Here is a 24,376-nt window from a genome sequence, read left to right as displayed (position 1 = left end):
GAGGCGGGACATCGACCACGAGTGGCAGGACTGCCTCGATTCGGCAGGATGCTGCCACGCATCATGCCGGGCTGCCGCCGGTGCTCCATCGGGCACGGCGTGTCCGCCGGCGAGCCCCACCCCGGGAAGACGCTCCTAACGCGTGGTGTGGCGGAAGGTGATCCGGGGCGGCTCGCGCAGCGTGTTGGTGACGTAGCAGACCCGCTGCGCGGCCTCGATGAGACGTTCCGCCTGCTCGCCGGTCAGGGTGGAGACGATCTCGATCGCGATCTCGCTGTAGCGCGGCCCGTCGTAGGTGCCGGTGACGCTCACCTCGACCGCGGCCGGCTCCTCACCGCGTTTCCTCGCGCTGTGCACCAGCGCGAGCGCGAAGCACGACGCGATGGCCGCCAGCAGGTAGTCCGTGGGCTGCGGTCCCGTGTCGGTGCCGCCCGCGCTCTCCGGCTCGTCGACCGGCAACCGGAAACCACCGGCGGTCACGGTGACCCGGTATCCGCCCCGCCACCGGGCGCCGACCGTGCGCGTGCTCATCGGGCCTCCGCCAGGGCCAGCAGCGCCGCCTGGAACGCCGCCAGTGGCGCCGTGGCCACGCCCGCGCCGATCTGGCCGGATCCGTCGCGGGCGTGCAGGACGCCGGTGTTCACCTGCGGCGTGATCCCGGTCTCGACGACCTTGCGCACGTCCACGCCGAGCGGCGTGCCGCGGAAGTCCGTCACGGGCAGCTTGAACCTGGTGCTCTCCGCCGCGCAGATCCGGCGCATGTCGCCGGTGACCCGGGCGGCGTCGGCCATCGTCCCGCCCAGGAACGCCGCCACCGCCGGCGAGCCCGCCGTCGCCGCGCCGCCCAGCCCGACCAGCTCGAGCACGGCGCTGTCGCCGATGTCGGGCGCGCCGTCTGGTGGCCCGTACCCGGCGTGGAACAGCGCGGCCTCCACCGGCGGGCTGTCGGTGACGAACCACCGCCGGTCCCCCGCCAGCTTCACGCCGTACGTGGTGCCGTTGCGCGCCATGGTCGTGACGATGCTGGAGCCCGCCACGCGCTCGGCCGACATGGTCAGCGCCTTCGCGCCGGCCATCGCCATGGTGAGGAAGAACAGGTGGTTGGCCGACAGGTACGCGGCCAGCGGTACCGCGTCGTCGAGCGCGGCGATCGCGGGCAGCATCGAGCGCAGCAGGAGGTTGGTCGACGCCTGGACGCGCATGTGCACGTCGTCGCCCATCTGCACGCCCTGGGCGGCGATCGCGAACGTGTCGATCGGCCCCGTCCGCGACACGATCTCCTTGAGCAGCGGACCTGCCACCGTACGGAGGAAGACGAGCCGCTCGACGGCCGCGGCCGACTCCCTGCCGAGCCAGGCCACGTCTCCGGGACCCTGGCCCAGCGGGGCGAAGGCGCGCGTGCCTCCCGCGGGGTTGTCCACCACCCAGACCGGCATGCTCGGGCCGAGTGCCGTCGCCAGCGGCACCACGCTGTCGTGCTCGTTGGCCGCGGCCAGCTCGACCTGTCCGCCGGTCAGCGCCCTCTCGGCTCCTGCCAGGTCGTCGGCCCAGCCCTCGGCGACGACCGCGGCCCGCATCGAGCGCCGCAAGGGGTCGCACACCGCCTCCCAGACGATCGGCGGCCCGGCGTGCAGGATCGTGCGGTCGCCGATCCCGGGGACCACGTCGATCGCCGGGCGGACGTCGACCACGGAGGGAACCTCCCTGTCGAGCCTGCCCGTCACGTCGGCGTTCGCGCTCTCCAGGTCGGCGGAGTACAGGTCCGTCAGCGCTCGCACCAGCACCGGATCGCCGCGCGCCGGCGGTCTTGCGTCGACGTGGACCACCGCCGCTCCCTGCGCCGCCACCGCGTCGGCGAATGCTCGCAGCCCCAGATTGACGACCTCCATCGTCGCCACCTCCTCAGCGTCCTGCCAGGCAGGCGGCGCGGGCGCGGATGGCGTCCTGCGCCGCGTGGAGCGCCGCGCGGCGGGCGGCCGCGTCCTGACTCAGCTCGGCGGCCTGGTCGCGGACCCCTTCGACCATCGGCATCACGGCCTGCGGCGCGGCCCCGCCCAGGCCGGTGCGCGAGGCGACCAGGGCCTCCGGCGTGAGCCTCACCCGCAGTTCCTCGTCGTCGAGCGACCAGCAGGCGCTGACGACCTCGGTGGCCGCGCGCGCGATCGCCGCGGCGTCCAGCGCGCCGCTCTGCCGTACGGCGTGCTGGACGACCCGGTGGGCGGTGCGGTAGTCGGCGCCGAAGCGCCGCATGAGCAGCTCCGCGAGGTCGGCGGCCTGGGTGAAGGCGGTGTCCAGGGCGCCGCGCATGCGCGCGGTGTCGGCCTCGAGCGTGCGGACCACGCCGGTGGTGAGGCGGGTGGTCCTGTGGGCCAGGTCGAGGGAGCGCGGGAGCTCGCCGTACAGGTAGATGAGGTTGTCGCTGCGGGCCGACGGGGTCTTGATGACGGCGGTCAGGCCGGTGAGGCGGCCCAGCATGACGCCCGCCGTGCCGCGGACGACCGTGAGGGAGTACGGGTTGCGTTTCTGCGGCATGACGACGCTCGGGCGCCCGTACCCCTCGGCCAGCTCGACGAAGCCGAACTCGGCGCTGGCGAAGATCTCCAGGTCTTCCGCGAGCTTGTCCTGGGTGAGGATAAGGCTTGTGGCCGCGGCCATCACGTGCGTGAACGGGTCGGTCTGCCACATGGCGTCGCGGGTGTGCGTGATCGCGTGGTCGAAGCCGAGCGCCCGGGCGGTCGCGTCGCGGTCGTCGAGGATGCGCGAGCCGTTGGCGGCCCCCGACCCGGCGGGGCTGGCGTTGACGTGCCCGAACTCGGCGAACAGCCGCATCGCGTCGCGGAGCACGGGGTCGGCGAAGGAGAGCAGGTAGTGCCCGAACGTGGTCGGCTGCGCCTGCTGGAGGTAGGTGTAGTCGGGCATCAGGGTGCCGAGGTGCCGCTCCGCCTGGTCGGCGAGGCACGCCGCCAGGCCGGCGGCGTCCTCGACCAGGTCGAGGATCTGCCCTCGCACCCGGATGCGGAAGGCGGTGCGCACGGCCTCGCGCCGGGTCCGCCCTGCCCGCAGCCACCCCGCGTCGTCGCCGATGCGTTGTGTGAGGTGACGTTCGCGAGAGGTGTACGGCTCGCCGTCGCGGGGGTCGTAGCCGACGGCCTCGGCGGGCATGGCGGCCAGGTCGAGCAGCGCGCCCAGCAGCGGGCCGCGCACCCTGGTGGGCAGGACGTCCCGGTCGGCGAGCTCGACGCCGTGGGCCAGGTCTGCGAGGCCCAGCGCGGCGTGCAGCCAGGGCGCGTCGGCCGCCTCCCACGCGTAGCCCGCCGCCACCAGCTCGTCCGCGGGCCCGCCGGTCATGTCGCCGCCCTCGCCAACAGGTCCAGCGCGGCGGGAAGGCCGCCGGTGTGCCACAGCACGAGAGGAGTCCGCGTGGCGGCCCGCAGCCGCGCGGCGGCGGCCAGCGTCTTCGTGCCGTACTTGGCGTCGACCAGCACGCCGTCGGCGCGCAACGCGGCCAGCATGGTGCGCACGTCCTGGTCGTCCGCCGGACCTGTCGCGTCGATCAGTTCCCAGCCGGCCACCCCTTCGTGGCCCATGCGCGCGACCAGGCCGAGGATCTCGCTCCGGATCTGGGGCAGCGGCCGGCTGACCGACACGCCGTAGACGCGCCACTTCGCCGCGATGGCGGCCCTTCCGACCAGCAGTCCGGCGATCGACGCCCCCGATCCCACCGGCAGCACGACGATCGCCTCGTCGAAGGCCAGCTGCGCGGCCAGCTCCTGCGCGGCATGCGAGAAGCCGAGCGCGCCGACGGGAGTGGCGCCGCCGCGCGGGATCGCGTAGGGAGTGCGGCCGTGATCACGCAGGTGCGCCGCGCGCTCGCCGATCAGCTTGTCGAGCTCGGTCCTGTCCGCGCCGGTGAGGTGCACCTTCGCTCCCGAACAGCGCACCAGGTCCAGGGTGGCGGGCGCCTGTTCCCCGGCCGTCCCGGAGACGAGCACCTCGCATTCCATGCCGCAGACCGACGCCGCCAGCGCCGCTCCCGCGACGAAGTTGGAGGCCGGGGAACCGCCCGTGACCAGCACGTCCGCGCCACGTGCCAGCGCATCGCCAAGGAGGTACTCCAGGGCGCGTGCCTTGGCGCCTGCGAGCCCGAACCCAGTGAGATCATCCCGTTTGAGGTACATGCCGGCGAACCGCTGGAGCGGCGTGGGCAGCAGGGCCAGGCGGCGGCGCGGCGGGTTCATCGCTGGACTCCTGGAGTGCCGCGGGCGACCACCGCGTCGACCATGGCCGCCGCGGTGGCGAGTTCGGGGCGTGCGGTCCAGCGAGCGAGGCGGGCCGGGTCGGCCACGCCGCTGGAGGCGAGCGCGGTCACGAGGTCGGCGTCCGCGTGGAGCGCCTCCTGCATCAGCTCCTGGGCACGGTGCTTGCCCAGGTGCCTCGACAGCTCGGCGAGGACGCGTTCCGACGCCCAGCTGGTCTTCCCGAGGTTCTCCCTCATGCGGTCGGCGTCGACGACCAGGCCGTCGACGAGGTCGGCGGCGAGTGCGGCGGCCGTGCCCGCCGCGAGCGCGACATCGGGCAGCGCCGCCCATTCGGCCTTCCAGGCACGTCCGTCCCGCTCGTGCCCGCCGGTCATGCCTTCGACCAGGACGCTCGACGCCGCCCTGGCGAGCCTGGCCAGCGTGTCCAGATGCTCGCTGGTCTCGGGATTGCGCTTGTGCGGCATGGTGATGCTGCCGACGGCGTCCTGCGCCGTACGCTCCGACAGCTCCGCGATCTCCGGTCGCTGCAGCTCGTAGACCTCGTCGCCGATGCGGGCGAGCGTGGCCGCGACCATGCTCAGGACCGTCCCGAACTCCGCCACACGGTCGCGCGCCGAGGTCCAGGAGAGGAGCGGATCATGCAGTCCGAGCCGGGCGCAGAAGCGCCCGCGCAGTTCCTGGCCATGCGGCTCGAAGAAGCCCAGCACGCCGACCGCCCCCGCGAGCTGGCCCACCGACCAGCGCTCGGCGCCCTCGGAGAGCCGCACGAGATGGCGTGCCACCTCGTCGGCCCAGGTCACGACCTTGAAGCCGAAGGTGATGGGGGCGCCGGGCTGGCCGTGGGTGCGCCCGCTCATGACCGTGTCGCGGTGCAGCGCCGCCAGTCGCAGCAGCGACCCGTGCGTCCTGGTCAGGTCGTCCTGGACGAGCCTGCCGACGTCCCGCATCACCAGCCCGAACCAGGTGTCGGTGAGATCCTGGACGGTGGCTCCGTAGTAGACGTACTCCCGCGCGGGCTCGGGCAGCAGCCGCTGCAGTCCGCGGATGAGTCCCAGCGTGGAGTGCGAGGTGCGCCGCGTCTCCACGGCCACGAACTCCAGATCGAGGCGCTCCGCCCGCGCGTGCTCGGCGATCTGACCGGCCGCCGCCGCGGGGATCAGCCCGAGCTCGGCCTGCGCCGCGGCCAGCGCCACCAGGATGTCCAGCCAGGTTTGCAGCCGCTCGTCGAAGACGGCGCGGAGCCTCGGCGTGCTCCACAGGTGAGCGTACTCGGCCGATTCGGTCAGACGGGTCGCCATGACGGCTCCCATCCGCGCGCCAGGTGTTCCAGGGCGGCGCGCACCTGACCGAGCGTGGCGCCCCATGGCACGACGACCAGCCCGTCGGATCGCTCGATCCGGTCCTCGAGCAGGCAGCACTTGGTGAGCGTCGGGACGCCTGGGGCGCGGCCGCGCGCCCTGGGGCAGATCTCGACCGTGGCCGCGGCAGGCTCCCCGTAGAACCACTCGTGGATCTCCCGCGACCTGGCGCATCCCAGGAGGGTCCATTTCTCCAGCGCGGGGCGCCGGTCCAGGTAGGCCGCCGGCACATCGCCGACGGTCACGCCCGACCCGCCGCACGGCAGCACATAGCGTTCGGCCGGGGCGCGCGCCGCGAGCTCCTCGAAGCCGACCGTGTCGGCGACCGGCACGATGGGCGGCAGGTCCTCCGCCACCGCGAGCAGGCGCCGCACCTGGTCGAGCAGCTTGGGCGGCTCCGGAGGCACGATCTCCTGTACGGCCAGCCGCAACGGGTCGGGGTTCACGATGAAGCTGACATGCCCGTACCTGCCCTCGACCACCACAGCCCTGACGCCCTGCGCCCGCGTCAGCGCGATGCGGGCCAGCGTGGACGGCACCGCCGTATCGGCCTCCGGCGCCACGACGTAGGCGCACTCCTCCGGTGGCGCGAGCACCTCGATCTTCGTGATGGGCGAGAACAGCGGCACCTCCGACTCCTTCTCGACCCGCAGCAACGTCGTGCCGCCCCGCTCGTCGCGGACCACCACGAACCGCGTGCGCCGGTAGGCCTCCCGCCCGAGGAGGAGCCGTCCGTCCATCCTGCCGAGGCGTGCCACGGAAACGCCGCGGTAGGCGCTCGGGACCATGTTCGGCGTCATCGTCCGGCGCCATCGTCCGGGTTCATCGTTCGGGGTCATCGCAGCGACAGCGCTGCGGTGTCGGCTCGCAGTCCCCGCCGGAGCGTGGCCAGCGGGAGCACGTCGTCCGGCGCGATGTTGGCGAGGTTGACCGCGGGGCCGAACCGGTTGATCAGCCACGCCTGCTGCGCCATGCGGGGCGCCTCGAACATCACCCGCTCGATGCCGGCCGCGTCGACGGCGGCCTCGACGATGTCCTGCCGGGGGCGGCCCGACCCGTCGTAGATGCCGACCGTCCCGCTCTCCCTGCCTTCGGTGATCACCCATGCGGCGCCGGCGGCCAGGTCCTCGGCGATCTCCTCCCGCCACTCGCCGGCCTGAACGGCCGTCCCTGCGTCCTTGCGGCCCGTCTCGGCGAACACGGTGAAGGCCTGGCAGGCCCGCTTGATCAGCTCACGCTTGTCGTCCAGGTCCATCTCGACGACTCCGCGGGAAACCTCCACGGCGTCCAGACCCGTGCGCTCGGCCCAGGCCAGGCACTCCTCCGACTTGCCCTGTGACCAGGCGATCTCGAGCAGTGTCCCGCCCAGGCAGCTGATGACCTCATGCTCGCGCAACAGCCACAGCTTCCGGTCGAGACCGCGATCGAGGTAGGCGATGCCCCAGCCGAACTTCCAGACGTCGATGTGCTCGCCGGTGAGCTCCAGCACGCCGGCAACGGCATCGGGGGCGAGGCCCCTGTCCAGGACGTGGGTACGGCCCGCCACGGTGGGTAGTGCGAGAAAACCAGGTCCCACGTTGTCTATGTTACGATTTCTGTTTACTTTCCGACAAGAGGCGGGCTCTCATGGCCGAGCTCGACGACGTCGTCGCGGCAGTGGCGGCAAGCCCGGCGATCCGCGCCAAGCGCTCGATCGGGCTGGTGTCGGAGGTGCTCGGCGCCTCCGGCTGGGTCGAAGGGCCAGGCGACGACGGCGCCGCCGTCGACGTGGACGGCCGCACGGTCATCGCCTGCGGCGAGGCGCTGTGGCCACCGTTCGTGCGCGCCGACCCCTACGGCGCGGGTGTGGCGGCGGTGCTGACCAACGTCAACGACGTGGCCGCGATGGGCGGTCTGCCCTTGGGGATCGTCGACACCGTCGTCGCGGACGAGGCCACCGCGCGCTCCGCCCTGGAGGGCATGCGCGAGGCGGCGCGGCTGTACGACGTGCCGATCGTCGGCGGCCACCTCACGATCTCCGCCGACGCCGCCCCCTCGATCTCCGCCTTCGCCGTCGGATCCGCCGACGCCCTGCTCTCCACCACGCACGTGCGCGAGGGGCAGGACCTGGTCGTGGCCGCCTGCACCGACGGCGTCATGCGCGAGGACTTCCCGTTCTTCCCCTCCTTCGACGAGCGCGGACAGGATCTCGCGGGGGACGTCCGCCTCCTGGCCGACATCGCGAGGAAGGGCCTGGCGGTGGCGGCCAAGGACATCAGCATGGCCGGACTTGTCGGCTCCCTCGCGATGCTCCTCGAATGGGGCACGTTCGGCGCGGAGGTCGGTCTGGCCGCTCTCCCCGCGCCCCGTGACGTGCCGCTGGCGTGGTGGTGCACGTGCTTCCCCTGCTACGGCTTCCTGCTGACCTGCGAGCGCGGCCAGACCGACGCCTGCGTGCACGCCTTCACCTCCCGTGGCCTGTCGGCCGCCAGGGTCGGCGGCATCGACGGAACAGGCGTGATCACCCTCACCGCCGGCGGGCGCTCCCTCCCGGCCCTCGACCTGACCAGGGTCAGGGTGACAGGGCTCGGCGTGCGCTAGCCGTACCGCGGCCCCCGGCGGAGCCACGCGTCTGCCCGGCGGCTGCGATCCTCCAGGCCCGCCACCAGACCCTTGCGCCAGGCCGATCCCTCCTCTAAGTTATGGCCCATAACTAAGGGAAGGCTTACCTATGAAAACCGGTGGGCGCACGGCCGCCTTCACCCTCCGTGACGTGGTCCGCGCAGGGACGCGGATCGGTCTGGCCGAGCTCACCGTGCAGGGCGTCGCCGACGCGCTGGGCGTCACGACGGCGGCGGTCTACCGCCGTGTACCGAGCCGTTCGGCGCTGGAGAGCCTGGTCGGCGAGGCCATCCTGGAGGATCTGATCCTCGTCGACGACCCGGCCGAACCCACCGTCGCCCACCTCGTCGGCTTCGCCGCGCAACTGCGGCGGTTCACGCTCGGGCGTCCGGGCACGGCCCAGTACCTCCAGCGGCTGTTCCCGCGCGGGCCATCGGGCATCCGGCTCCTCGAGCACCAGATCACCGCCCTGGGCCGGCGCGGCTACGACCCTGCCGCCGCCACCGTGCTCAGCTCCGCGATCGCCACCATCACCCTGGGGGTCACCGTGGCCGAGCAGGAGCGCGCGGCCCACCTCGATTCCGAGACCACCGACGAGGCGCTGGCCGCGATGGCAGGCTCGGCACTCGTGCGGCAAGCCCAGGCGGGCATTCCCGCGCACACTCCGGAGGACTTCTTCGTGTTGATGCTCACCGCGGCCGCCGAGGGGTTGGTCGCCCGACTCCCACCCGGCCGGCCGATCACGGTCCCTGGGACGGCCGGCTGATGGCGAGAGGGTACGGCGGCGCTGTCGCCAAGGCGTTCGGCGCGCAGGACCACACGCTCACCGTCGTGGCCGTCCAGGACATCACCCCGCACTTTCGCCGCATCACGTTCGACGCGCCGACCCTCTTCGACGGCGGGCCGATCGAGCCGGCCGCCTGGGTACGCCTGTGGGCGCCCGATCCCGACCGTCCTGGACGCGAGCACCAGCGCGGCTACACCCTCGTCGACCCCGACCCTGGCCTGCGGCGAGTCAGCCTGGAGTTCCTGCAGCACGAGCCGGCGGGTCCTGCGTGCGCGTGGGCGGGACGGGCCGGGGTCGGCGACACCGTCGAGGTGACGAGGTGGGCCTCCACCCACTTCGCCGCCCCCTACCCCGCGCCCGAGGGTTACCTGCTGGTCGGCGACGCGGCCTCGCTGCCGGGGATCAACGCGATCCTCACCGCGGTGCCGGACACGACGCCGGTGGAGTTGCTGCTGGAGCGGTTCCACGACGAGGACGGGGAGATCCCGATCACCGCACATCCGCGGTGCACGGTGACGTGGCTGCGGACCACCGGCGACCCGGCCACGCTGGCCCGCGCGATCGGCGAGCGGGACTGGTCGAACTGGTACGCCTGGGTCACCGGCGAGACGGCGGCGGCCAAGCAGGTCAGGGCCAGGTTGAAGGAGCTCGGTTTCCCCAGGCCGGACATGCACGGCAGGGCGTACTGGACCCGAGGCAAGGCGATGGGGGTCGACCGCGAGCGAGCCGTGGAGCAGGAACCTGCCGAGCCCCGTGAGGGAGCCGTGAACCAGGCGCCGGCCGGGCCCCGCGATGGAGCGACCGACCAGCCACGCGGCACGCGGCCAGGAACGTCCGGCCGCGGGCGGTGGCGGTCGCGGGCGGGCGCGCACCTCCTGGCCCCGCTGCGCACCCGTCTCCTGCTGGCCGGCCTGTTCCAGGCCGTGGTCTCGCTGCTCCAGCTCGCCCCCTACGTCCTGCTGGTCGAGCTGTGCCGCAGGCTGCTGGCGGGCGGAACCCGCCTGGCCGAGCTGGGCGTGCTCGCCCTGATCCTGATGGGCGCGGGCGCGGCCCTGGCAGGCCTGCTGGTCGTGGCGATGCACGTGCTGGACGCCCGCTTCGGCCATGAGGTGCGGGTGAAGGTGGTGGACAAGCTGTCCCGCCTCCCCCTGGGCTGGTTCACCGCCCACAGCTCGGGCAGGATCAAGCAGGCGGTCCAGGACGACGCGGCCGACCTGCACTATCTGGTGACCCACGCGGTTCTCGACGTCGTGGCGGCCCTGGTGACCCCGCTGGCCGTGCTGGCCTACCTGTTCTCCGTCTCGGGCCGGCTCGCCGCCGCCCTGCTGATCCCGCTGCTGGTCTTCTTCGTCCTGAGCGCCCGCATGGTCCAGGCCTCCACCTCGCAGCTGGCCCGGTTCACGGCGTGGGAGGCACGGGTCGGCTCGGAGGCGGTCGCCTATCTGGACGGCCTGGCCGTGGTGCGCGCCTACGACGCCGGTCCTGCGGGCGGCTTCCGGGCCACCCTCGCCGAGCGCGCCCGCTTCCTCGAGGCCTGGCAGCGGCCGCTGTCGAGCCGCAAGACCCTGGTCGACCTGGTGACCCGCCCGCTCACCTCCCTGCTGCTGATCATCGTGGCGGGCGGTCTGATGCTGGAAGGCGGCCTGTTGAGCGCGGCCGACCTGCTGCCGTTCCTGCTGCTCGGGGTGACCTTCGGCAGCCGGCTCCTGAGCGCCGCGTACGGCATGGGCTCGATCAGGGAGGCGCAGGCGGCGGCCCAGCGCATCGGCCTGCTGCTGGAGGAGCCGGAACTGGCCGAGCCGGACCGGCCCCGTTCCCCGCAGGGCGAGCGCCACACGGTCCGCTTCGAGAACGTCGGTTTCAGCTACGACGGGCGGCACGCCGTCCTGGAGGGTATCGACCTGGAGCTTGTTCCCGGCACGGTGACGGCGCTGGTCGGCCCCAGCGGCGCGGGCAAGTCCACCCTCGCCGCGCTGCTGGCGCGCTTCCACGACCCGGCCGAGGGGCGTATCACCCTCGACGGCGTCGAGCTCGGCGAACTCTCCCTGGCCGAGCTGTACCGCAAGGTCGGCTTCGTCTTCCAGGACGTCTCCCTGGTCCGGGGCAGCGTGCACGACAACATCGCGCTGGCCCGGCCGGAGGCGAGCCGCGAAGAGGTGGAGCGGGCGGCCAGGGCGGCCAACATCCACGACCGGATCACGCGCCTGCCCGACGGCTACGACACGCACGCCCGGCTGTCCGGAGGCGAGGCCCAGCGGATCACCATCGCCCGGGCGCTGCTGGCCGATCCCAGCGTGCTCGTCCTGGACGAGGCGACCGCCTTCGCCGACCCCGAGTCGGAGCACCAGGTGCAGCAGGCGCTCAGCCGCCTGGTGGCCGGCCGTACCGTCCTGGTCATCGCGCACCGCCTGCACACGATCGCCGGCGCCGACGCCATCGTGGTGATCGACGGCGGACGCGTCGTGCAGCGCGGCACGCACTTTGAACTCCTGGCCGTGGCAGGCCTCTACCGCGAGCTGTGGCAGGCCGCCCAGTCCTCCGAGGTGACCGCATGATCCTGAGCCTGATCGACGACCGCCGTGCGGTCACCCGCTACGCGAGCCTGCTCGCGACGAGCGCCGTGGTCAGAGCAGGGGCCGTGCTGACTCTGGTCCCGCTGCTGTCGGCGCTCTTCTCCGGCGGCGACGCGCTCTTCTGGGTGGCGGCGCTCACGGTGCTCGTGGCGGCGGGCTGGGCGTTGGACCACCGCGTCGCGGACGCCGGCTTCGCCATCGGCTTCGAGCTGCTGGGCGGCCTGGAGAACCGGCTGGTCGACCGGCTGCAGCGCACCCCGCTGGGCTGGTTCACCACCGAGCGGAAGGCCGAGGGGCGGCGGGCGATGACCTCGTCGGGACGCGAGCTGTGCCAGGCGGTCGCGTGGCTGGTGACCCCGGCCGCCAACGCGCTGCTCACCCCGGTGCTGGTCGGGCTGGGCCTCCTGCCGGTCGCCCCCGCGCTGGGCCTGGTGGCGCTGGCGGCTGCGCCGCTGCTGCTGGGCGCCCTGTGGGCGAGCATGCGGTGCGTGCGCGCCGCGGACGACTCCTACGCCTCGGCGTCGGGCGAGGCGGGTGAGCGCATCATCGAGCTGGCCCTCGCCCAGCCCGCGCTACGGGCGGCCGGCCGCGCGGGCACGAAGGGCACGGCCGTCGGCAGGGCGCTGGCCGGGCAGCGCGCGGCGGCGCTGCGCCTGATCGGGTACGGCCTGCCGGGGCAGCTGATGTTCGGGCTGGCCTCGCAGGCGGTCCTGCTCGCCCTGGTGGCCACCGCCGTGCTGGCGGAGCTGGGCGCCCCCGAGGTCGTCGCCCTCGTCATCGTCGCCGTCCGCTTCGTCGAGCCGTTCACCACCCTGGCCGACCTGTCCCCCGCGCTGCAGAACCTGCGCGGGACGCTCGCCCGGGTGCGCGACCTGCTCGAGGCACCCGTGCTCGACGGCTCCCGGCCGGCACCGGATCCCGGTGCTCCGGCCCTGGAACTGCGCGACGTGCGGTTCGGCTACGAGCCTGGCCGCGCCACGATCGACGGAGTCTCCTTCACCGTGGAACGCGGCACCACCACCGCCGTCGTCGGCCCGTCGGGCGCGGGCAAGAGCACTCTGCTGGCCCTCATCGCCCGCTTCCACGAGGTGGACTCAGGCAGCATCCGGGTGGACGGCCACGACGTGCGGGACTTCGACCCGGCCGCGCTGATGGGCCGGCTGGGCATCGTCTTCCAGGACGTCTACCTGTTCGAGGCGAGCCTGCGCGACAACGTCCGGCTGGGAGACCCGCGGGCCACCGACGAGCAGGTCCGGGCGGCGGCCTCGGCGGCCCAGCTCGGCGAGCTGGTGGAGCGCCTGCCCGACGGCTGGGACACCCGGGTCGGCGAGCGGGGCGCGAGCCTGTCGGGCGGGGAGCGCCAGCGGGTCAGCATCGCCCGCGCCCTGCTCAAGAACGCGCCCATCCTGCTGCTGGACGAGGCCACCGCCGCGCTGGACACCGGCAACGAGCGCGCCGTCGTCGGCGCTCTGGAGGCGAGCGGCAGGGAGCGGGCGACCCTGATCATCGCCCACCGGCTCAGCACCATCGCCCGCGCCGACCAGATCATCTTCCTGGAGGCGGGGCGCGTGGTGGAGTCGGGGACGCCGGCCGAGCTGCTGGCCCGGGAGGGCAGGTTCGCCGCCTACTGGCGGCAGCGCGAGCGGGCGGCAGGCTGGACGCTTACCGAGGTCGCCACTCCCGCTCCCTGACCGGGCCTTCCCGAGGGGAGCTCACAACGCCGGGGTCTCGTCCTTGAGCGGGGAGGCCGGGACACGAAGGAGCCGGGCGGCCCAGGCGGGCAGCCACCAGTTCCACCGGCCCATCATCGCCACGGCCGCCGGGAGGAGGACGCCGCGGATGAGGGTGGCGTCCAGCAGGACGCCCAGCGCCAGGCCGCTGGCGAAGACCTTGACGTCCAGTTCGGGGGTCATGGCCAGGGCCGCGAACGAGACGAACAGGATCAGCGCCGCGGAGGTGACCAGCCGTCCGGTGCGGCCGACGCCCTCGACGACCGCGTGGCGGGTCTCGCCGGTCCTGTCGTACTCCTCGCGCATGCGGGCCAGGATGAACACCTCGTAGTCCATGCTGAGGCCGTACAGGAACGCGAAGATCGTGAGGGGGACGAACTCGCCGATCGATCCGGTGGGCTGGATGCCGAGGATCTCGCGGGTGCCCCAGCCGAACTGCCACAGCAGCACCATCGCGCCGATCACCGCGCCGAGCGACAGCAGGTTGAGCGCGATCGCCTTGACCGGCAGCAGCAGCGACCGGAACGCGCGGGCCAGCATCACGAAGGTGACCAGCGCGATCATGGCCAGCATCCATGGGAACGCCCCGTAGGTGTGAGCCCGGAAGTCCATGCTCTGCGCCGCGTTCCCGCCGACGAGCACGCTCTCCGGTACGGCGGCGCGGACGCGGGTGACGGTCGCTTCACCGTCGACGGCGCCGCTCTCGGCCTCCGGCAGCACGGAGATGACCGCGCTCCCGTCACGCCGCCAGGCGGACGCCTCCGGCGCGAGCACGGCCGCCACTCCCTCCACCTGCCTGACCCGGTCGACGACGCCGGACGGATCCCCGGTGACCAGGGCGTCGATGGGGGTGATCACGCCCGTGGGGATGCCGGCCAGGGTGAGCGCGGCCAGCCCTTCGTGCCCGGGGGCGGTGGCCGGCAGGTGACGGCTTTCCGGCAGGCCGAGGTTGACGCCGAGACCGGTCGCGGCAAGCGCCAGCAGCAGCCCGCCGGCGCCGAGGATCGCGACCCGGCGCAGCCGTACCACGCCGCGGGCCCAGGCCGACCACGCCCGCCCCGCGGCGGCCTCGCGGGCGAACCGCGCGCCGGTAGCGCCGCGGCGGTCCAGCCGCCGGCCGGTGAGGGCGAGCAGGACCGGCAGCACGGTCAGCGTCGCCGCCACGCTCACCGCACAGATGATCATTCCCGCGATGCCCAGGCTGCGCAGGAACGGCACCGGCAGCACCACCATGGTCACCAGCCCGGTGGCGACCGCGGCGCCGCTGAACAGCACCGCGCGTCCGGCGGCCGCCATGGCCCGGTGCACCGCCTCGTCGCCGCGCACGCCGCCGGCCTGCTCCTCACGCCAGCGGGCCACCAGCAGCAGCGAGTAGTCCACGGCGATGCCCAGGCCCAGCAGCGGCATCGTGGTCAGCGCCACGTCGTGCACGGTCATCATGAGCGTGAGCGGCAGAATCACGATGAACGACACGAAGACCGACAGGACGGAGATGAGGATCGGGACCAGCGCCAGCGCCGAGCGGAACACCAGCGACAGCACGATCACGGCGGCGAGCACCCCGACACCGATCTTGGCGGGCACGTCCACGCCACCGGCGTCCACGCTGGGGGCGAGCGTGTCCAGCCCGGTGACGTGCACCCGGGTGCCCGCCGGCAGGTGCGGGATCATCGCCTCGACGATGGCCGGGCTCTCGTCGGGCGTCTCGCCCAGGCCGCCGCCCGGCGGGCTGCCGTCGGAGTGGGTGCCGGGGAAGACCAGCCCGAACGTGGTCCGGGCGTCGGCGCCGACCAGCCCGGGGTCACCGGTGTCGGCATACGACACGACACGTGCCTGGGGCAGCTTCGCGGCCACGGCGGCGAAGGCACGCCCGATCGCCTCCCTGCTCGTGTCCGCGCGCCGCCCGCGCGGCAGCACGACGACCGGTACGAAGGGCCGCTGGTGGCCGCCGTTGCCGTAGATCCTGACGATCTCCTGGTTGGCCTCGAAGGCCGGCATCCCCGGGTGGGCGTACTCCTCCGACAGGCGTTGGATCGCGATCGGGGTCGCGCCCATGCCGACGAGAAAGGCCAGTAAGGCCAGCAGGGTGACCAGTCGCTTACGGCGCAGGACCCAGGCCGAGATTCTCTCCATGGCCCCAGCGAAACAAAACGATCTTCAGCGCCCCTGTGACAGGCCTTGGACCCGAGTGTGACCATGACGCCACCCCGCGAGCCCACATCGTGTTGGATGGTGACCCGTGCGGATGAAGATCATCGTCCAGCGGGTGCGCATGGAGGGCGAGGAGTACCGGGTGATCCGCCCGGCCAGACCTCTCACCAACGGGGCTCTCTACGACGACGGCCGCCACTACGCCATGTACGTGGACCGGGTGGACGGCCGGCGAATCGGCACGCTGTGGCTGCTCGCCGCGCGATCTCCGCGCTCCTTGACATACCTGCCGATGCGCTCCACCCCGCCCGCCCCCGGGATCAACCCCGACCTCGACCGGGAGGAGAGGTGCCCGGACCGGCCGCTCGACCTCGTGCTGGCCCACCACTCGTTGCAGTTCCCACCGTCACGCTGGAAGCGGCTGCGGGCGCGGATCACCGCGGGGAGCCCTCCGCACGAGCTCCGGACCGCGAGCGTCCCGGACGCCGACCTGCCCGCCGACGAGGACATCGACTACCGGGCCCTGAACTTCCACGAGAACAGGGACGCGCTCCACCAGCGTGTGCACGCCGAGACGCTGTTCCTGACCGGCAGCGCCGCGGCGTTCAGGGAACCGGCCCGTCACTTCTTCGCCGTGGCGAAGGAGGGGCCGGTCGCTGCCGCGAGGTCGCTGTACATCTCTGGCGCGTGCAACTACCACGTCTGCCGGCTGTTCTACTGGCCGCATCTGGATCCGGGCGGTGGACAGGACATCCACGTGGAGTACTGCCCTCCATGGACGCGTTGACGCGCGGTCCCTGTCCACGCGGGGCTAAGGCCCGGACAGGGCGGCGGCGGTGCCGTTGACGAGCGTCCGCAGGCCGTGTTCGAAGGCGTCCTCGCCGAGCGGGGGGCCGCCCTCGCGGACGGCCCGCAGCAGGGTGGCCGAGGCGCCGCCCTCGAGCACGTCGGCCAGCGCGGCCAACCGGTCCTGCGGGGTGTCGGCCTGCTCGCGAGGCACGCTCTGCTCCTGGAGGACGAAGCCGGTGACGTAGTGGCTGACGGCCGTGATCGTGCGCAGCGCCAGCACCGGGGTGAATCCGCAGCCGACCATGGCGGTCAGCTCGTCGTCGAACATCCGCGTCGCTTCCAGGCTCAACTGCCGGGCGTTGACGACGACGCGGGCGCCGTCGCGGTGGGCGAGCAGGGAGGCGCGGTAGGCGCGGGCACGGCGGGTGAGCCACTCCTGCCAGGGCTCGCCGTCGCGGGGCGGCCCCATCCCGGCGGCCCTGACGATCGCGTCGGCCATCCCGTCGAGCAGTTCCTGTTTGGTGCGGACGTGCCAGTACAAGGCCGGCGACTGGACACCCAGTTCGGCGGCCAGCCTGCGTACCGTCAGCCCCTCCAGCCCGACGTCGTCGAGCAGCCTCAACCCGGTGTCGATCAACGTCTGCCGGGTCAGACCTGGCCGCTTGCTCGCGCGCATGGTTGACACCTTAGCATCGCTAAGTCAGGCTTAGCAGTGCTAAGGAACTCTCGGCCACACCGGGGGCATGATGTTCACGACCGTTTCGGCCGACGGCACCGAGGTCCGCGCCTACGACGATGGGCAGGGCCCGCCGATCGTGATGGTCGGGCCAGGCCTGGACGACGGGACCCGGCTCCAGAAGGTCGCCACGCTCCTGTCCGGGCGCTTTCGCGTGCTGCGCCTGCACCGCCGGCAGTACCGGCTGGATCTCAAGACCGATCTCCGGCAGGGCTCACCGTGCTCCGTCGCCGAGGAGGCCGAGGACGTCCTCGCGGTGGCGCGGGCGGCCGGCTCACCGGCCGTGCTCTACGGCCACTCCTCCGGCGCGGTCGTCGCCCTCGAAGCCCTGGTGGCATCGCCGTCCTCGTTCGCCGGCGCCGTGATCTTCGAGCCGGCCGCGGTGACAGGGCCGCCGCTGGCGGGCGCGGGCGGCGAGGTGCTCGAGCGGGCGCGGGCGGCGATGGAGGCAGGCAGGCCCGGCCAGGCGATGACCATCTTCATGCGGGACACCGTGGGGCTGCCGGACCTGCAGGCTCGGCTGGCGGGCCGGCTCACGGCCCTTGTCCCCCGTTACCGCAGGCTGGTGCCGTGCCAGCTCGACGACCTCGAGGCGCTGGACCGGCTGGGTGTTCGCCTCGGCGCTTACGCCACGATCGAGGTTCCGGTGATCCTGCTCGGCGGAGACCGCAGCCCGGCGCACCTCGTCGAGCGGCTCGACGCCCTCCAGCGGGTGATGCCGAGCGCCGAACGGGTGGTGATGCGCGGGCGGGACCACGGCGCCGACCTGAAGCATCCGGCGCAGGTCGCCCGGATCGTGCAGGATCTGGCCGGCAGGGTTCTCCCGCCGATCTTGTGACTGTGGCGGAGTTCCGCGCGCCGGTGGCCAGGTCGACGCTCAGTCACCACCCTGCGGGTCCTGCGTGATGCCCGGACGTCGGCATCGGGTGAGCGTGAAGGACGGTCCGCAGCTCGGTTGAAGGCTCGCCGCGACCAGCGTCTCGCGGCAGGTCATGGCGCGGCCGACGCTGCGGTGATCTTGGTCGGGTTCATCATCCACAGCACCTGGTCGATGCCCTGCGCGGAGGCGCTGACCGTGAGGACGGTGAACACCTGCCCGTCGCGGCGCAACAGGGCGGAGGTCTGTCCGTTCGTGCTGGCCCACGCCACTTCGACACCGTCCCAGAACTGGTTCGCGAACGCCTTGACGTACTTCGCCACCCGGAATGCGCCGACGACGGGGATGCGAGAGGCACGGACGGCGCCGCCGCCGTCGGAGTGGCTGGTGACGTCGGCGGCCAGGAGCTCTTCCAGCGCGCCCAGGTCGCCGGAGCGGGCGGCGGCGACGAAGGCCGTCAGCAGCCTGCGCTGTTCCGCTTTGGTCACGGACGCGCGGCGCCCGCGGAGCACGTGTTTGCGGGCTCGGCTGACCAGCTGGCGGACCGCCGCCTCGTTGAGCTGGATGATGTCGGCGATCTGCCGGTAGGGGTAGTCGAACGCTTCACGCAGCACGTATGCCGCGCGTTCGGTGGGCGAGAGCCGTTCCAGCAGGAGCAGGACCGCGAACTCCAGAGCTTCGCCGCGCTCGGCGCCGAGGTGTGGATCCGCGGTGGTGTCGACGGGTTCGGGAAGCCAGGGGCCGACGTAGGTCTCGCGGCGGACCCGCGCGGACTGGGCGGCGTTGATGGCCAGCCGCGTGGCCGTCGTCGCCAGAAACGCGGCCGGGTTGACCACCGCGGCGCGGTCACAGGCCTGCCAGCGCAGCCAGACGTCCTGCACCAGGTCCTCGGCCTCGGCGACGCTGCCCAGCATCCGGTACGCGATCCCGAACAGGCGCGGCCGCACGCCGGCGAAGACCTCTGCGGCCTGTTCGAGGCCTTCCGGCCCGCCGGATCCGCTCTCCGCCACGGCATCTGCCACTGTCATCGCCCCCTGATTCGCCGGTGTCCCACACACCGCCGGTGGTTCCATCTTTCCGCCACTTCGGCTGCCGCCTGCCCCTCGGGTGCCGCGTTACGGGACGGCCCCGCTGCCCCTCACGACTCGGAAATTTTCGCTGAGGCTGTCACAGGCGGGGAGGCTGCCCGGGCTTAGCTGGCGACCGAAGGCGGCAGGGCCCCGGCGTACAGAAGGGTTCGACATGAAGATCGTGGTGGTCGGGTCGAAGCTCGTCACCAAGCTCGGCGAGTGCGCGGCCCCGCCTTCATAGAGCCCGCGCCCGTCCCGAACGCGGGCGGCCCGCCTTCGCAGAACCTTCGCAGCCGTCCCGAACGCGGGTGGGCCGCTCCCGGCATGACGGCGACAGGCGGCCGATGGGCGAGGCGAACGCCTGGCCGGCCGGGATCAGGCTGCCGGACATCCACTACAACACGCATGGAGGAAAGATGAGCGCGCCGAACGGCGAGAACGACGTGCTGTACGAGCTCAAGATCGAGGTCGAGGCGGAACTGACCCTGGCCGAGGCGAGCCACCCGGAAGAGGTCGTCGTCCTGCCGGTCACCGACTGGCTGGTCGATCCGACGGACGTCGAACGCGAGGAGATCGGCCTTCGAGGCCTGCTCGCGTCTGGTGCTGCGCCGGGCGGGCCAGGCCGTGGCGGTGGTCAGCGTGAGCGTCGCCGGGACACAGTGTCACCGCCGTGTGGGCCGTGCTGAACCCCGACAAGCTGCGGCGCCGGCACCGTCCATGACCAGCGCACTCGCCACGGGCTCTTCGTGGCGCGCGATGGGCGTGAGCGCTCCAGGCCCACATGTATGCCTTGACAGGCATATAACTCATGGGGAATATTTGGCGGCATGGCAGACACAGCCGTCTGGGCCGCCCTGGCCGACCCGCACCGCCGGGCCATCATGGCGCTGCTCCTGGAGCGCCCACGGCCGGTCGGCGAGATCGTCGAAGAGTGCGGCCTCAGCCAGCCGAGCGCGTCGAAGCACCTGAAGGTGCTGCGCGAAGCTGGTCTGGTGCGTGTGCACCAGCAGGCCCAGCGTCGCGTCTACGCGCTCGACCCAGGCCCCGTGTCCGAGCTCGACGCATGGCTCGAGCCGTACCGAAGGCTGTGGAACGCCGGCCTCGATGCGCTGGGCAGCAGCCTCGACGAGACGGCGGGCCTGCAGCAACCCGACCCTTCAAAGGACTGAACCACCATGACCACGGGACCCGCTGAAGCCACCGGAACCTACGTACACCTCGACGACGGCCGTCCGGCGGTGCGCTTCACCCGCACCTACACCCACCCGATCGGGCGCGTCTGGCAGTTCGTCACGCAACCGGCCGAACTCGCGCACTGGTTCCCTTCCAAGGTCGAGATCGACCTCCGGCCCGGCGGCGAGATCCGATTCAGCTCCGGCCCGAACCTGCCCGACTCGACCGGCCATGTCCTCGCCGTCGAGGCGCCGCGTCACCTGTCGTTCGACTGGGAGGGCGACGAGATCCACTTCGACCTGGAACCGGTCGGGGCGGACAGCACCCGCTTCACGCTCACCAACGTCCTGGCGGCGGAGAACACGGCCGCCCGCAACGCGGCAGGCTGGGAGGTCTGCCTCGCCGCCCTGGACGCCGCGATCGGCGGCGAGCGCCACGAGGGCCCGCACGCGGGCATGACGCCTTCCTGGAAGGTCTACTACGACGCGTATCTCACGGCGGGGGTGCCGTCCGGGGCCCACGTGCCGGGCATGGACGAGGCCGGCTGACCCCCGGCCAGGCCCACGATCACGAGCGCGACCGGAACCCGGGAATCAGCAGGAGAAATCCATGATCTCCCCAGCATCGGCTCCTCATGCCGCAGGACGGTCGGTCAGGTCGCCGCGTGTCGCCTGTCGCCTTGTCCTGATGACGACGGCGCCGAACATGGCGAGCCCGCTGATGACGATGCGCGGCGCGCCCGGCTTGCCGCGCCTGGTGCCGCGCTTGCCGAACAGGCCGAACAGCCCCAGGCCTCTGACCTTGACCTCGATGTCGTCGGGGACGACGATCTCGGTGCCACCCCACAGGGCGAGAGCGCGGATGCGCGTCTCGTGGGCGGTGAAGGCGGCCTCGCTCAGGTCGATCCTGCCGCCGCCGAACATCGACACGACGGAGAACCTCCGCGGGACGACCCACTGACCCTCGTGCTCGAACCCGCCGAACAGGCCCAGCGCGAAGCGGGAGGTGGGCTGCTGGTCCACCACGAGCAGGTCCGTGCGGCCCGGTTCGGGCAGATCGCGACACACCCGCTCCAGGTCGGCGTGCGTCTTGGCCTCGTAGATCCTGGTGAGCCGCGTATCCAGTTCGGCCAGGTCGATCCGCCCGTCGGCGGCGGCCACCCGCACGCGGTCCGCCGCGCGGTCACGCTCGTGGTCGGAGGCCCGCACCTGCTGGTCCTCCGTGCGCCCGGGATGCTCCATCATGTTCAGTCCTGTCATGTCGATCCACGCCTCGAACCACGCGAGGGTGCCGCCCGGTTAGCGCGGCCGAGGTCCACCTTATTATCCAACTGGAGAATAGGTTGGCGCCAGGGCGTCGCGGCCGCCATCAAGGCCGGTCATCGTGGCCGGTCAGATCACCTCGATCCCGATGAGGCAGGTGTCGTCGTCGGTGTCGGAGTTGCTGTGCGTGAGGAGCCGATCGAGGCTGTGTTCCAGCGTGGTGTCCAGGCGCGCGAGAGTGGCGAGCAGGCGCTCCTGCGAGCGCTCCAGCGCGATGCCGCGCCGCTCGATCAGGCCGTCGGTGTACATGAACAGCGCGTCCTCGCGCTCCAGCCTGACCTCCCCCTCCTCGTAGTCGGCCTCCGAGATCACCCCGAGCATCAGCCCGCCGATCAGCGGCAGTTCCCTCGCGGTGCCGCCGCGCACCAGCACGGCGGCAGGTGGCCCGCCCTGGCCCAGCGCAGCCCCTGGTGTCGGGGTCGTACAGGCCGCAGATGGCGGTGACGCGGTCGGTCAGGACGACCGTGTCGTACCAGTCGCCGCCGGCCAGGTGCTCCTCCTCGGCGGGGCGGTAGCGAACCGCGATGTTCAGCCCGAAGGCCTCCACGGGGCCCTGGGCGGGCGGCATGATGGCGTGCTGGAGCTGCAGCGTCAGCCGGTTGCGTTCGACCGCCTGCTGCTCGGAGTGGGCCGGCTGGTCGCGGGTGGCGGCCAGCGCGACCTCGGTCCAGTGCTGTGCGGAGATGTCCTGGCAGGCGCCCCGTACGGCGATCATGCGGTCGTCGGGGCCGAAGACGGGTTCGGCGACGACGCGGATGTGGCGGGTGCTCCTGTCACGGCGCTGGAGCCTGAAGGAGGTGGAGGCCGGCCGCCGGTGGTGCGGCACGGTGCGCAGGGAACGGCCGACGGCCGTGGCGTCGTCGTCGGGATGGGCATGCTCGCGCAGGTACTCCAGCGGGATCGGCCGCTCGCCGTCCTCGGCGTGCAGGACCCGCATGCCGTGGATCTCCAGGATGCCGGTCAGCGCGAACAGGTTGCGCGTGTCGTCGTCGACCACCAGCACGGTACGGCCGGCGAGCGTGCCGTCCTCCTCCTGGCCTGCGGGCTCGCCCTCCTTCTCCGAACGCACCAGGGGCAGTACGTCGCCCGGCTGGTCGGCGGTCAGGTGGAGGGCGATACGCTCGCGCAGCTCGTCGAGACTCGACAGCAGCTCCAGCGGATGGTGGTCGGCGCGGGACTGCAGGTCCCGCGGATGGTCAGCCGCGGGCCTGCCCGTGGAGGATCAGCGCCCAGACCAAGCAGCCGAACGAGCCGGTGGCGGCGACGGCCCGGACGACGTTCCAGGTGATCCAGCGCGCCTCGAACGCCTCCCGCACGGCCGCCAGGTCGGCGATCTTCGCCGGGTCGCCGGCCTTGGCGAGCTGGTCGTTCAGCGGGACGTTCACGCCGCTGGTGACGCCGAACATCAGGAGGTAGAACACGCAGCCGGCGATCACCCACGGCAGGGCGGCACGCAGGTCGCCCTGCCAGTGCAGGGCGACGGCGGCGAGCGTGAAGACCAGGCCGCCCATGAACACGATCATGAAGACCGGGTTGAGGATGGCGACGTTGATCTTCTGCATGGCCTCGACGAGGGTCCGGTCGGCGCTCTGCCGTAAACCGGGCATCACCGCGTAGGCGAAGGCGGCGAAGAGCCCTGCCATGAGTCCGGCGCTGAGCGTGGACAGGACGAGGGCGATGGTGCTGAGGGCTTTCACGCTGCTCTCCATGGAGTGGTGGACCGGCGCTCTCAGGCGACGGTCAGGACGATCTTTCCGGTGGTGCGGCCGCTCTCGGCGATCTCGTGGGCCTTGGCCGCCAACTCCAGGGGCAGCGCCGCCTCGATCCTGGGGCGCAGGCGGCCGGCCGCGGCGAGGGCCGCGATCTCCCGCATGCCCGCATGGTCGGCTTCGACGATCATGAAGGCGGCGCGGAGCCCGAGCGGGCGCGCCTCGGCCGCCAGGTACGCCTCGGCCGGTGAGGCCAGCGAGACGACGATGCCGCCCGCGCGCAGCGTCCGCAGCGAGCGCGGGCCGTACTCGCCGCCGATGGTGTCGATCACCACGTCGATGTCGCCGGTCGCGACGCCGAAGTCGGCCTCGGTGTAGTCGATGACCTCGTCGGCGCCCAGGCCACGCACGAACTCGTGCTTGGCCGCGCGGGCGGTGCCGACGACGTACGCGCCGCGCGCCTTGGCGATCTGGACGGCCAGGTGGCCGACGCCGCCTGCCGCGGCGTGGATCAGCACCCTTTGGCCGGGCCGCACGTGGGCGGTGTCCACCAGCGCCTGCCATGCGGTGAGCCCGGCCAGCGGCAGCGCGGCCGCCTCCTCGTGGGAGAGCCCGGCGGGCTTGCGGACCAGGTGCCGCGCGGGCGAGGTGACGTACTCCGCGTAGGTGCCGGCGGGCAGCGGGTGGCGCGGCAGACCGAACACCTCGTCACCCTGCTCGATCGTGGTCACGCCCGGCCCGACGGCCTCCACCACGCCGGACACGTCCCAGCCCAGCCTGACCGGGGCGTCGCCGCCCGCCAGGCCCCCGCTGGCCCGGTGCCAGATGTCGGTCGGGTTGACCCCGGCCGCGCGCACCCGCACGAGCACCTCGGCCGGGCCTGGCTCAGGCCGCTCGGCCTCGACCACCTTCAACACCTCAGGGCCGCCGAATGAGTCCTGACCTACAGCGCGCATCATCGCATTCCTCCCGTTTCGTGTGGAGTAAGCCTGGCGCGGCCGGCGGGGGCCCACGAGTGGCCAGATAGCCAATATGTGGAAGGATCTGGCCATGCATCGCGTCGTCGTCCTGGCCCTCGAGGGCGTCTACCCCTTCGAGCTGAGCATCCCGGTCCGGATCTTCGGCACCGCCACCGCGAACGACGGCGCGCCGCTGTACGAGGTCATCACCTGCAGCCTTGACGGCGCCCCCGTCACGACGAGCGCCGACTTCGCGCTCGCCGTCCAGCACGGGGGCTAGGC

General features: G+C 72.5%; 25 protein-coding genes. 11 read left to right on the top strand and 14 right to left on the bottom strand.

Annotated features, from left to right (window positions below):
• Positions 1–135: 135 nt before the first annotated feature.
• The 7 genes from AC3EO4_RS27380 to AC3EO4_RS27350 are packed head-to-tail and all read right to left on the bottom strand — an operon-like array spanning position 136 to position 7,193.
• The gene (locus AC3EO4_RS27380; protein ID WP_379575823.1) at positions 136–531 is read right to left on the bottom strand and encodes an OsmC family protein; all 396 of its coding nucleotides are present in this window, start codon (positions 529–531) and stop codon (positions 136–138) included.
• On the bottom strand, positions 528–1,889 hold the full coding sequence (locus AC3EO4_RS27375) for a YlbE family protein (protein WP_431898474.1): 1,362 nt from the start codon (positions 1,887–1,889) through the stop codon (positions 528–530). The genes AC3EO4_RS27380 and AC3EO4_RS27375 overlap by 4 nt, the downstream gene beginning before the upstream one ends.
• Positions 1,890–1,902: 13 nt before the next feature.
• Positions 1,903–3,348, bottom strand: a complete 1,446-nt coding sequence (locus AC3EO4_RS27370; RefSeq protein WP_431898473.1) for a lyase family protein — start codon at positions 3,346–3,348, stop codon at positions 1,903–1,905.
• Complete coding sequence (locus AC3EO4_RS27365) at positions 3,345–4,238, bottom strand: 1-aminocyclopropane-1-carboxylate deaminase/D-cysteine desulfhydrase (protein ID WP_379575820.1); 894 nt, start codon at positions 4,236–4,238, stop codon at positions 3,345–3,347. The genes AC3EO4_RS27370 and AC3EO4_RS27365 overlap by 4 nt, the downstream gene beginning before the upstream one ends.
• Positions 4,235–5,557, bottom strand: coding sequence for a class-II fumarase/aspartase family protein (locus AC3EO4_RS27360; protein WP_431898472.1), 1,323 nt, complete (start codon positions 5,555–5,557; stop codon positions 4,235–4,237). Before AC3EO4_RS27360 ends, AC3EO4_RS27365 begins: the two co-directional genes overlap by 4 nt.
• Entirely contained in the window at positions 5,542–6,417 is an 876-nt protein-coding gene (locus AC3EO4_RS27355; RefSeq protein WP_431898471.1) for an XcbA family protein, read from the bottom strand. Before AC3EO4_RS27355 ends, AC3EO4_RS27360 begins: the two co-directional genes overlap by 16 nt.
• Before the next feature lie 35 nt (positions 6,418–6,452).
• Positions 6,453–7,193, bottom strand: a complete 741-nt coding sequence (locus AC3EO4_RS27350; protein WP_431898470.1) for a phosphosulfolactate synthase — start codon at positions 7,191–7,193, stop codon at positions 6,453–6,455.
• Positions 7,194–7,243: 50 nt separating this feature from the next.
• Here AC3EO4_RS27350 and AC3EO4_RS27345 point away from each other — a divergent pair, with 50 nt between their 5' ends.
• The 4 genes from AC3EO4_RS27345 to AC3EO4_RS27330 all read left to right on the top strand — a co-directional run bounded on the left by AC3EO4_RS27345 (position 7,244) and on the right by AC3EO4_RS27330 (position 13,269).
• Positions 7,244–8,197 carry an AIR synthase related protein gene (locus AC3EO4_RS27345; RefSeq protein WP_431898469.1) on the top strand — a complete coding sequence of 318 codons (954 nt, stop codon included), beginning with the start codon at positions 7,244–7,246 and terminating at the stop codon, positions 8,195–8,197.
• Between the two features lie 130 nt (positions 8,198–8,327).
• Complete coding sequence (locus AC3EO4_RS27340; RefSeq protein WP_379575815.1) at positions 8,328–8,984, top strand: TetR/AcrR family transcriptional regulator; 657 nt, start codon at positions 8,328–8,330, stop codon at positions 8,982–8,984.
• Positions 8,984–11,560 carry an ABC transporter ATP-binding protein/permease gene (locus tag AC3EO4_RS27335; RefSeq protein WP_431898468.1) on the top strand — a complete coding sequence of 859 codons (2,577 nt, stop codon included), beginning with the start codon at positions 8,984–8,986 and terminating at the stop codon, positions 11,558–11,560. Before AC3EO4_RS27340 ends, AC3EO4_RS27335 begins: the two co-directional genes overlap by 1 nt.
• Positions 11,557–13,269, top strand: coding sequence for an ABC transporter ATP-binding protein (locus tag AC3EO4_RS27330; RefSeq protein WP_431898467.1), 1,713 nt, complete (start codon positions 11,557–11,559; stop codon positions 13,267–13,269). Before AC3EO4_RS27335 ends, AC3EO4_RS27330 begins: the two co-directional genes overlap by 4 nt.
• A gap of 21 nt (positions 13,270–13,290) precedes the next feature.
• Here AC3EO4_RS27330 and AC3EO4_RS27325 read toward each other — a convergent pair whose 3' ends face one another.
• Entirely contained in the window at positions 13,291–15,441 is a 2,151-nt protein-coding gene (locus AC3EO4_RS27325) for an MMPL family transporter (RefSeq protein ID WP_431898466.1), read from the bottom strand.
• Between the two features lie 112 nt (positions 15,442–15,553).
• Between AC3EO4_RS27325 and AC3EO4_RS27320 the strand changes: the two genes are divergently transcribed.
• On the top strand, positions 15,554–16,246 hold the full coding sequence (locus tag AC3EO4_RS27320; RefSeq protein WP_379575811.1) for a hypothetical protein: 693 nt from the start codon (positions 15,554–15,556) through the stop codon (positions 16,244–16,246).
• 24 nt (positions 16,247–16,270) lie between these two features.
• Here AC3EO4_RS27320 and AC3EO4_RS27315 read toward each other — a convergent pair whose 3' ends face one another.
• On the bottom strand, positions 16,271–16,924 hold the full coding sequence (locus AC3EO4_RS27315) for a TetR/AcrR family transcriptional regulator C-terminal domain-containing protein (protein WP_379575810.1): 654 nt from the start codon (positions 16,922–16,924) through the stop codon (positions 16,271–16,273).
• A gap of 67 nt (positions 16,925–16,991) precedes the next feature.
• Between AC3EO4_RS27315 and AC3EO4_RS27310 the strand changes: the two genes are divergently transcribed.
• Positions 16,992–17,822: an alpha/beta fold hydrolase gene (locus tag AC3EO4_RS27310; protein WP_431898465.1), complete on the top strand. Its 831-nt coding sequence runs from the start codon at positions 16,992–16,994 to the stop codon at positions 17,820–17,822.
• Positions 17,823–17,974: 152 nt separating this feature from the next.
• On the opposite strand, the gene AC3EO4_RS27305 is transcribed toward AC3EO4_RS27310, so the two are convergent.
• Entirely contained in the window at positions 17,975–18,889 is a 915-nt protein-coding gene (locus AC3EO4_RS27305) for an RNA polymerase sigma-70 factor (protein WP_431898464.1), read from the bottom strand.
• 386 nt (positions 18,890–19,275) lie between these two features.
• Between AC3EO4_RS27305 and AC3EO4_RS27300 the strand changes: the two genes are divergently transcribed.
• The 3 genes from AC3EO4_RS27300 to AC3EO4_RS27290 all read left to right on the top strand — a co-directional run bounded on the left by AC3EO4_RS27300 (position 19,276) and on the right by AC3EO4_RS27290 (position 20,652).
• A complete protein-coding gene (locus tag AC3EO4_RS27300) occupies positions 19,276–19,617 on the top strand; it encodes a hypothetical protein (RefSeq protein ID WP_431898463.1) in 342 nt (113 codons plus the stop codon).
• A 141-nt stretch (positions 19,618–19,758) separates the two neighbouring features.
• A complete protein-coding gene (locus AC3EO4_RS27295; RefSeq protein ID WP_431898462.1) occupies positions 19,759–20,100 on the top strand; it encodes an ArsR/SmtB family transcription factor in 342 nt (113 codons plus the stop codon).
• A gap of 6 nt (positions 20,101–20,106) precedes the next feature.
• The gene (locus AC3EO4_RS27290) at positions 20,107–20,652 is read left to right on the top strand and encodes an SRPBCC family protein (protein ID WP_431898461.1); all 546 of its coding nucleotides are present in this window, start codon (positions 20,107–20,109) and stop codon (positions 20,650–20,652) included.
• An 84-nt stretch (positions 20,653–20,736) separates the two neighbouring features.
• Here AC3EO4_RS27290 and AC3EO4_RS27285 read toward each other — a convergent pair whose 3' ends face one another.
• Together AC3EO4_RS27285 and AC3EO4_RS27280 are read right to left on the bottom strand one after the other, a co-directional pair.
• Positions 20,737–21,363 carry a DUF1707 SHOCT-like domain-containing protein gene (locus AC3EO4_RS27285; protein WP_431898460.1) on the bottom strand — a complete coding sequence of 209 codons (627 nt, stop codon included), beginning with the start codon at positions 21,361–21,363 and terminating at the stop codon, positions 20,737–20,739.
• A 132-nt stretch (positions 21,364–21,495) separates the two neighbouring features.
• The gene (locus AC3EO4_RS27280; RefSeq protein WP_431898459.1) at positions 21,496–21,798 is read right to left on the bottom strand and encodes a SpoIIE family protein phosphatase; all 303 of its coding nucleotides are present in this window, start codon (positions 21,796–21,798) and stop codon (positions 21,496–21,498) included.
• Between the two features lie 118 nt (positions 21,799–21,916).
• Between AC3EO4_RS27280 and AC3EO4_RS27275 the strand changes: the two genes are divergently transcribed.
• Positions 21,917–22,714, top strand: a complete 798-nt coding sequence (locus AC3EO4_RS27275; RefSeq protein WP_431898458.1) for a hypothetical protein — start codon at positions 21,917–21,919, stop codon at positions 22,712–22,714.
• Here the strand turns inward: AC3EO4_RS27275 and AC3EO4_RS27270 are convergent.
• Together AC3EO4_RS27270 and AC3EO4_RS27265 are read right to left on the bottom strand one after the other, a co-directional pair.
• Complete coding sequence (locus AC3EO4_RS27270; protein WP_431898457.1) at positions 22,623–23,123, bottom strand: anthrone oxygenase family protein; 501 nt, start codon at positions 23,121–23,123, stop codon at positions 22,623–22,625. The two genes, AC3EO4_RS27275 and AC3EO4_RS27270, sit on opposite strands and share 92 nt — an antisense overlap.
• A 32-nt stretch (positions 23,124–23,155) precedes the next feature.
• Positions 23,156–24,091, bottom strand: a complete 936-nt coding sequence (locus AC3EO4_RS27265; protein ID WP_431898561.1) for an NADP-dependent oxidoreductase — start codon at positions 24,089–24,091, stop codon at positions 23,156–23,158.
• A gap of 94 nt (positions 24,092–24,185) precedes the next feature.
• Between AC3EO4_RS27265 and AC3EO4_RS27260 the strand changes: the two genes are divergently transcribed.
• Positions 24,186–24,374: a hypothetical protein gene (locus AC3EO4_RS27260; RefSeq protein WP_431898456.1), complete on the top strand. Its 189-nt coding sequence runs from the start codon at positions 24,186–24,188 to the stop codon at positions 24,372–24,374.
• Positions 24,375–24,376 lie beyond the last annotated feature (2 nt).

It is taken from the genome of Nonomuraea sp. bgisy101 (assembly GCF_057708945.1).
This window is presented reverse-complemented; position numbering and strand designations above follow the sequence as displayed.

Bases quoted from the DNA above. Each gene is read 5' to 3' on its own strand.
- AC3EO4_RS27265 (WP_431898561.1), bottom strand. From the start codon at position 24,091: ATGCGCGCTGTAGGTCAGGACTCATTCGGCGGCCCTGAGGTGTTGAAG.
- AC3EO4_RS27355 (WP_431898471.1), bottom strand. From the start codon at position 6,417: ATGACGCCGAACATGGTCCCGAGCGCCTACCGCGGCGTTTCCGTGGCA.
- AC3EO4_RS27290 (WP_431898461.1), top strand. From the start codon at position 20,107: ATGACCACGGGACCCGCTGAAGCCACCGGAACCTACGTACACCTCGAC.
- AC3EO4_RS27345 (WP_431898469.1), top strand. From the start codon at position 7,244: ATGGCCGAGCTCGACGACGTCGTCGCGGCAGTGGCGGCAAGCCCGGCG.
- AC3EO4_RS27315 (WP_379575810.1), bottom strand. From the start codon at position 16,924: ATGCGCGCGAGCAAGCGGCCAGGTCTGACCCGGCAGACGTTGATCGAC.
- AC3EO4_RS27335 (WP_431898468.1), top strand. From the start codon at position 8,984: ATGGCGAGAGGGTACGGCGGCGCTGTCGCCAAGGCGTTCGGCGCGCAG.
- AC3EO4_RS27320 (WP_379575811.1), top strand. From the start codon at position 15,554: ATGAAGATCATCGTCCAGCGGGTGCGCATGGAGGGCGAGGAGTACCGG.
- AC3EO4_RS27305 (WP_431898464.1), bottom strand. From the start codon at position 18,889: ATGACAGTGGCAGATGCCGTGGCGGAGAGCGGATCCGGCGGGCCGGAA.
- AC3EO4_RS27370 (WP_431898473.1), bottom strand. From the start codon at position 3,348: ATGACCGGCGGGCCCGCGGACGAGCTGGTGGCGGCGGGCTACGCGTGG.
- AC3EO4_RS27260 (WP_431898456.1), top strand. From the start codon at position 24,186: ATGCATCGCGTCGTCGTCCTGGCCCTCGAGGGCGTCTACCCCTTCGAG.
- AC3EO4_RS27365 (WP_379575820.1), bottom strand. From the start codon at position 4,238: ATGAACCCGCCGCGCCGCCGCCTGGCCCTGCTGCCCACGCCGCTCCAG.
- AC3EO4_RS27360 (WP_431898472.1), bottom strand. From the start codon at position 5,557: ATGGCGACCCGTCTGACCGAATCGGCCGAGTACGCTCACCTGTGGAGC.
- AC3EO4_RS27325 (WP_431898466.1), bottom strand. From the start codon at position 15,441: ATGGAGAGAATCTCGGCCTGGGTCCTGCGCCGTAAGCGACTGGTCACC.
- AC3EO4_RS27295 (WP_431898462.1), top strand. From the start codon at position 19,759: ATGGCAGACACAGCCGTCTGGGCCGCCCTGGCCGACCCGCACCGCCGG.
- AC3EO4_RS27285 (WP_431898460.1), bottom strand. From the start codon at position 21,363: ATGACAGGACTGAACATGATGGAGCATCCCGGGCGCACGGAGGACCAG.
- AC3EO4_RS27300 (WP_431898463.1), top strand. From the start codon at position 19,276: ATGGGCGAGGCGAACGCCTGGCCGGCCGGGATCAGGCTGCCGGACATC.
- AC3EO4_RS27310 (WP_431898465.1), top strand. From the start codon at position 16,992: ATGATGTTCACGACCGTTTCGGCCGACGGCACCGAGGTCCGCGCCTAC.
- AC3EO4_RS27375 (WP_431898474.1), bottom strand. From the start codon at position 1,889: ATGGAGGTCGTCAATCTGGGGCTGCGAGCATTCGCCGACGCGGTGGCG.
- AC3EO4_RS27340 (WP_379575815.1), top strand. From the start codon at position 8,328: ATGAAAACCGGTGGGCGCACGGCCGCCTTCACCCTCCGTGACGTGGTC.
- AC3EO4_RS27330 (WP_431898467.1), top strand. From the start codon at position 11,557: ATGATCCTGAGCCTGATCGACGACCGCCGTGCGGTCACCCGCTACGCG.
- AC3EO4_RS27380 (WP_379575823.1), bottom strand. From the start codon at position 531: ATGAGCACGCGCACGGTCGGCGCCCGGTGGCGGGGCGGATACCGGGTC.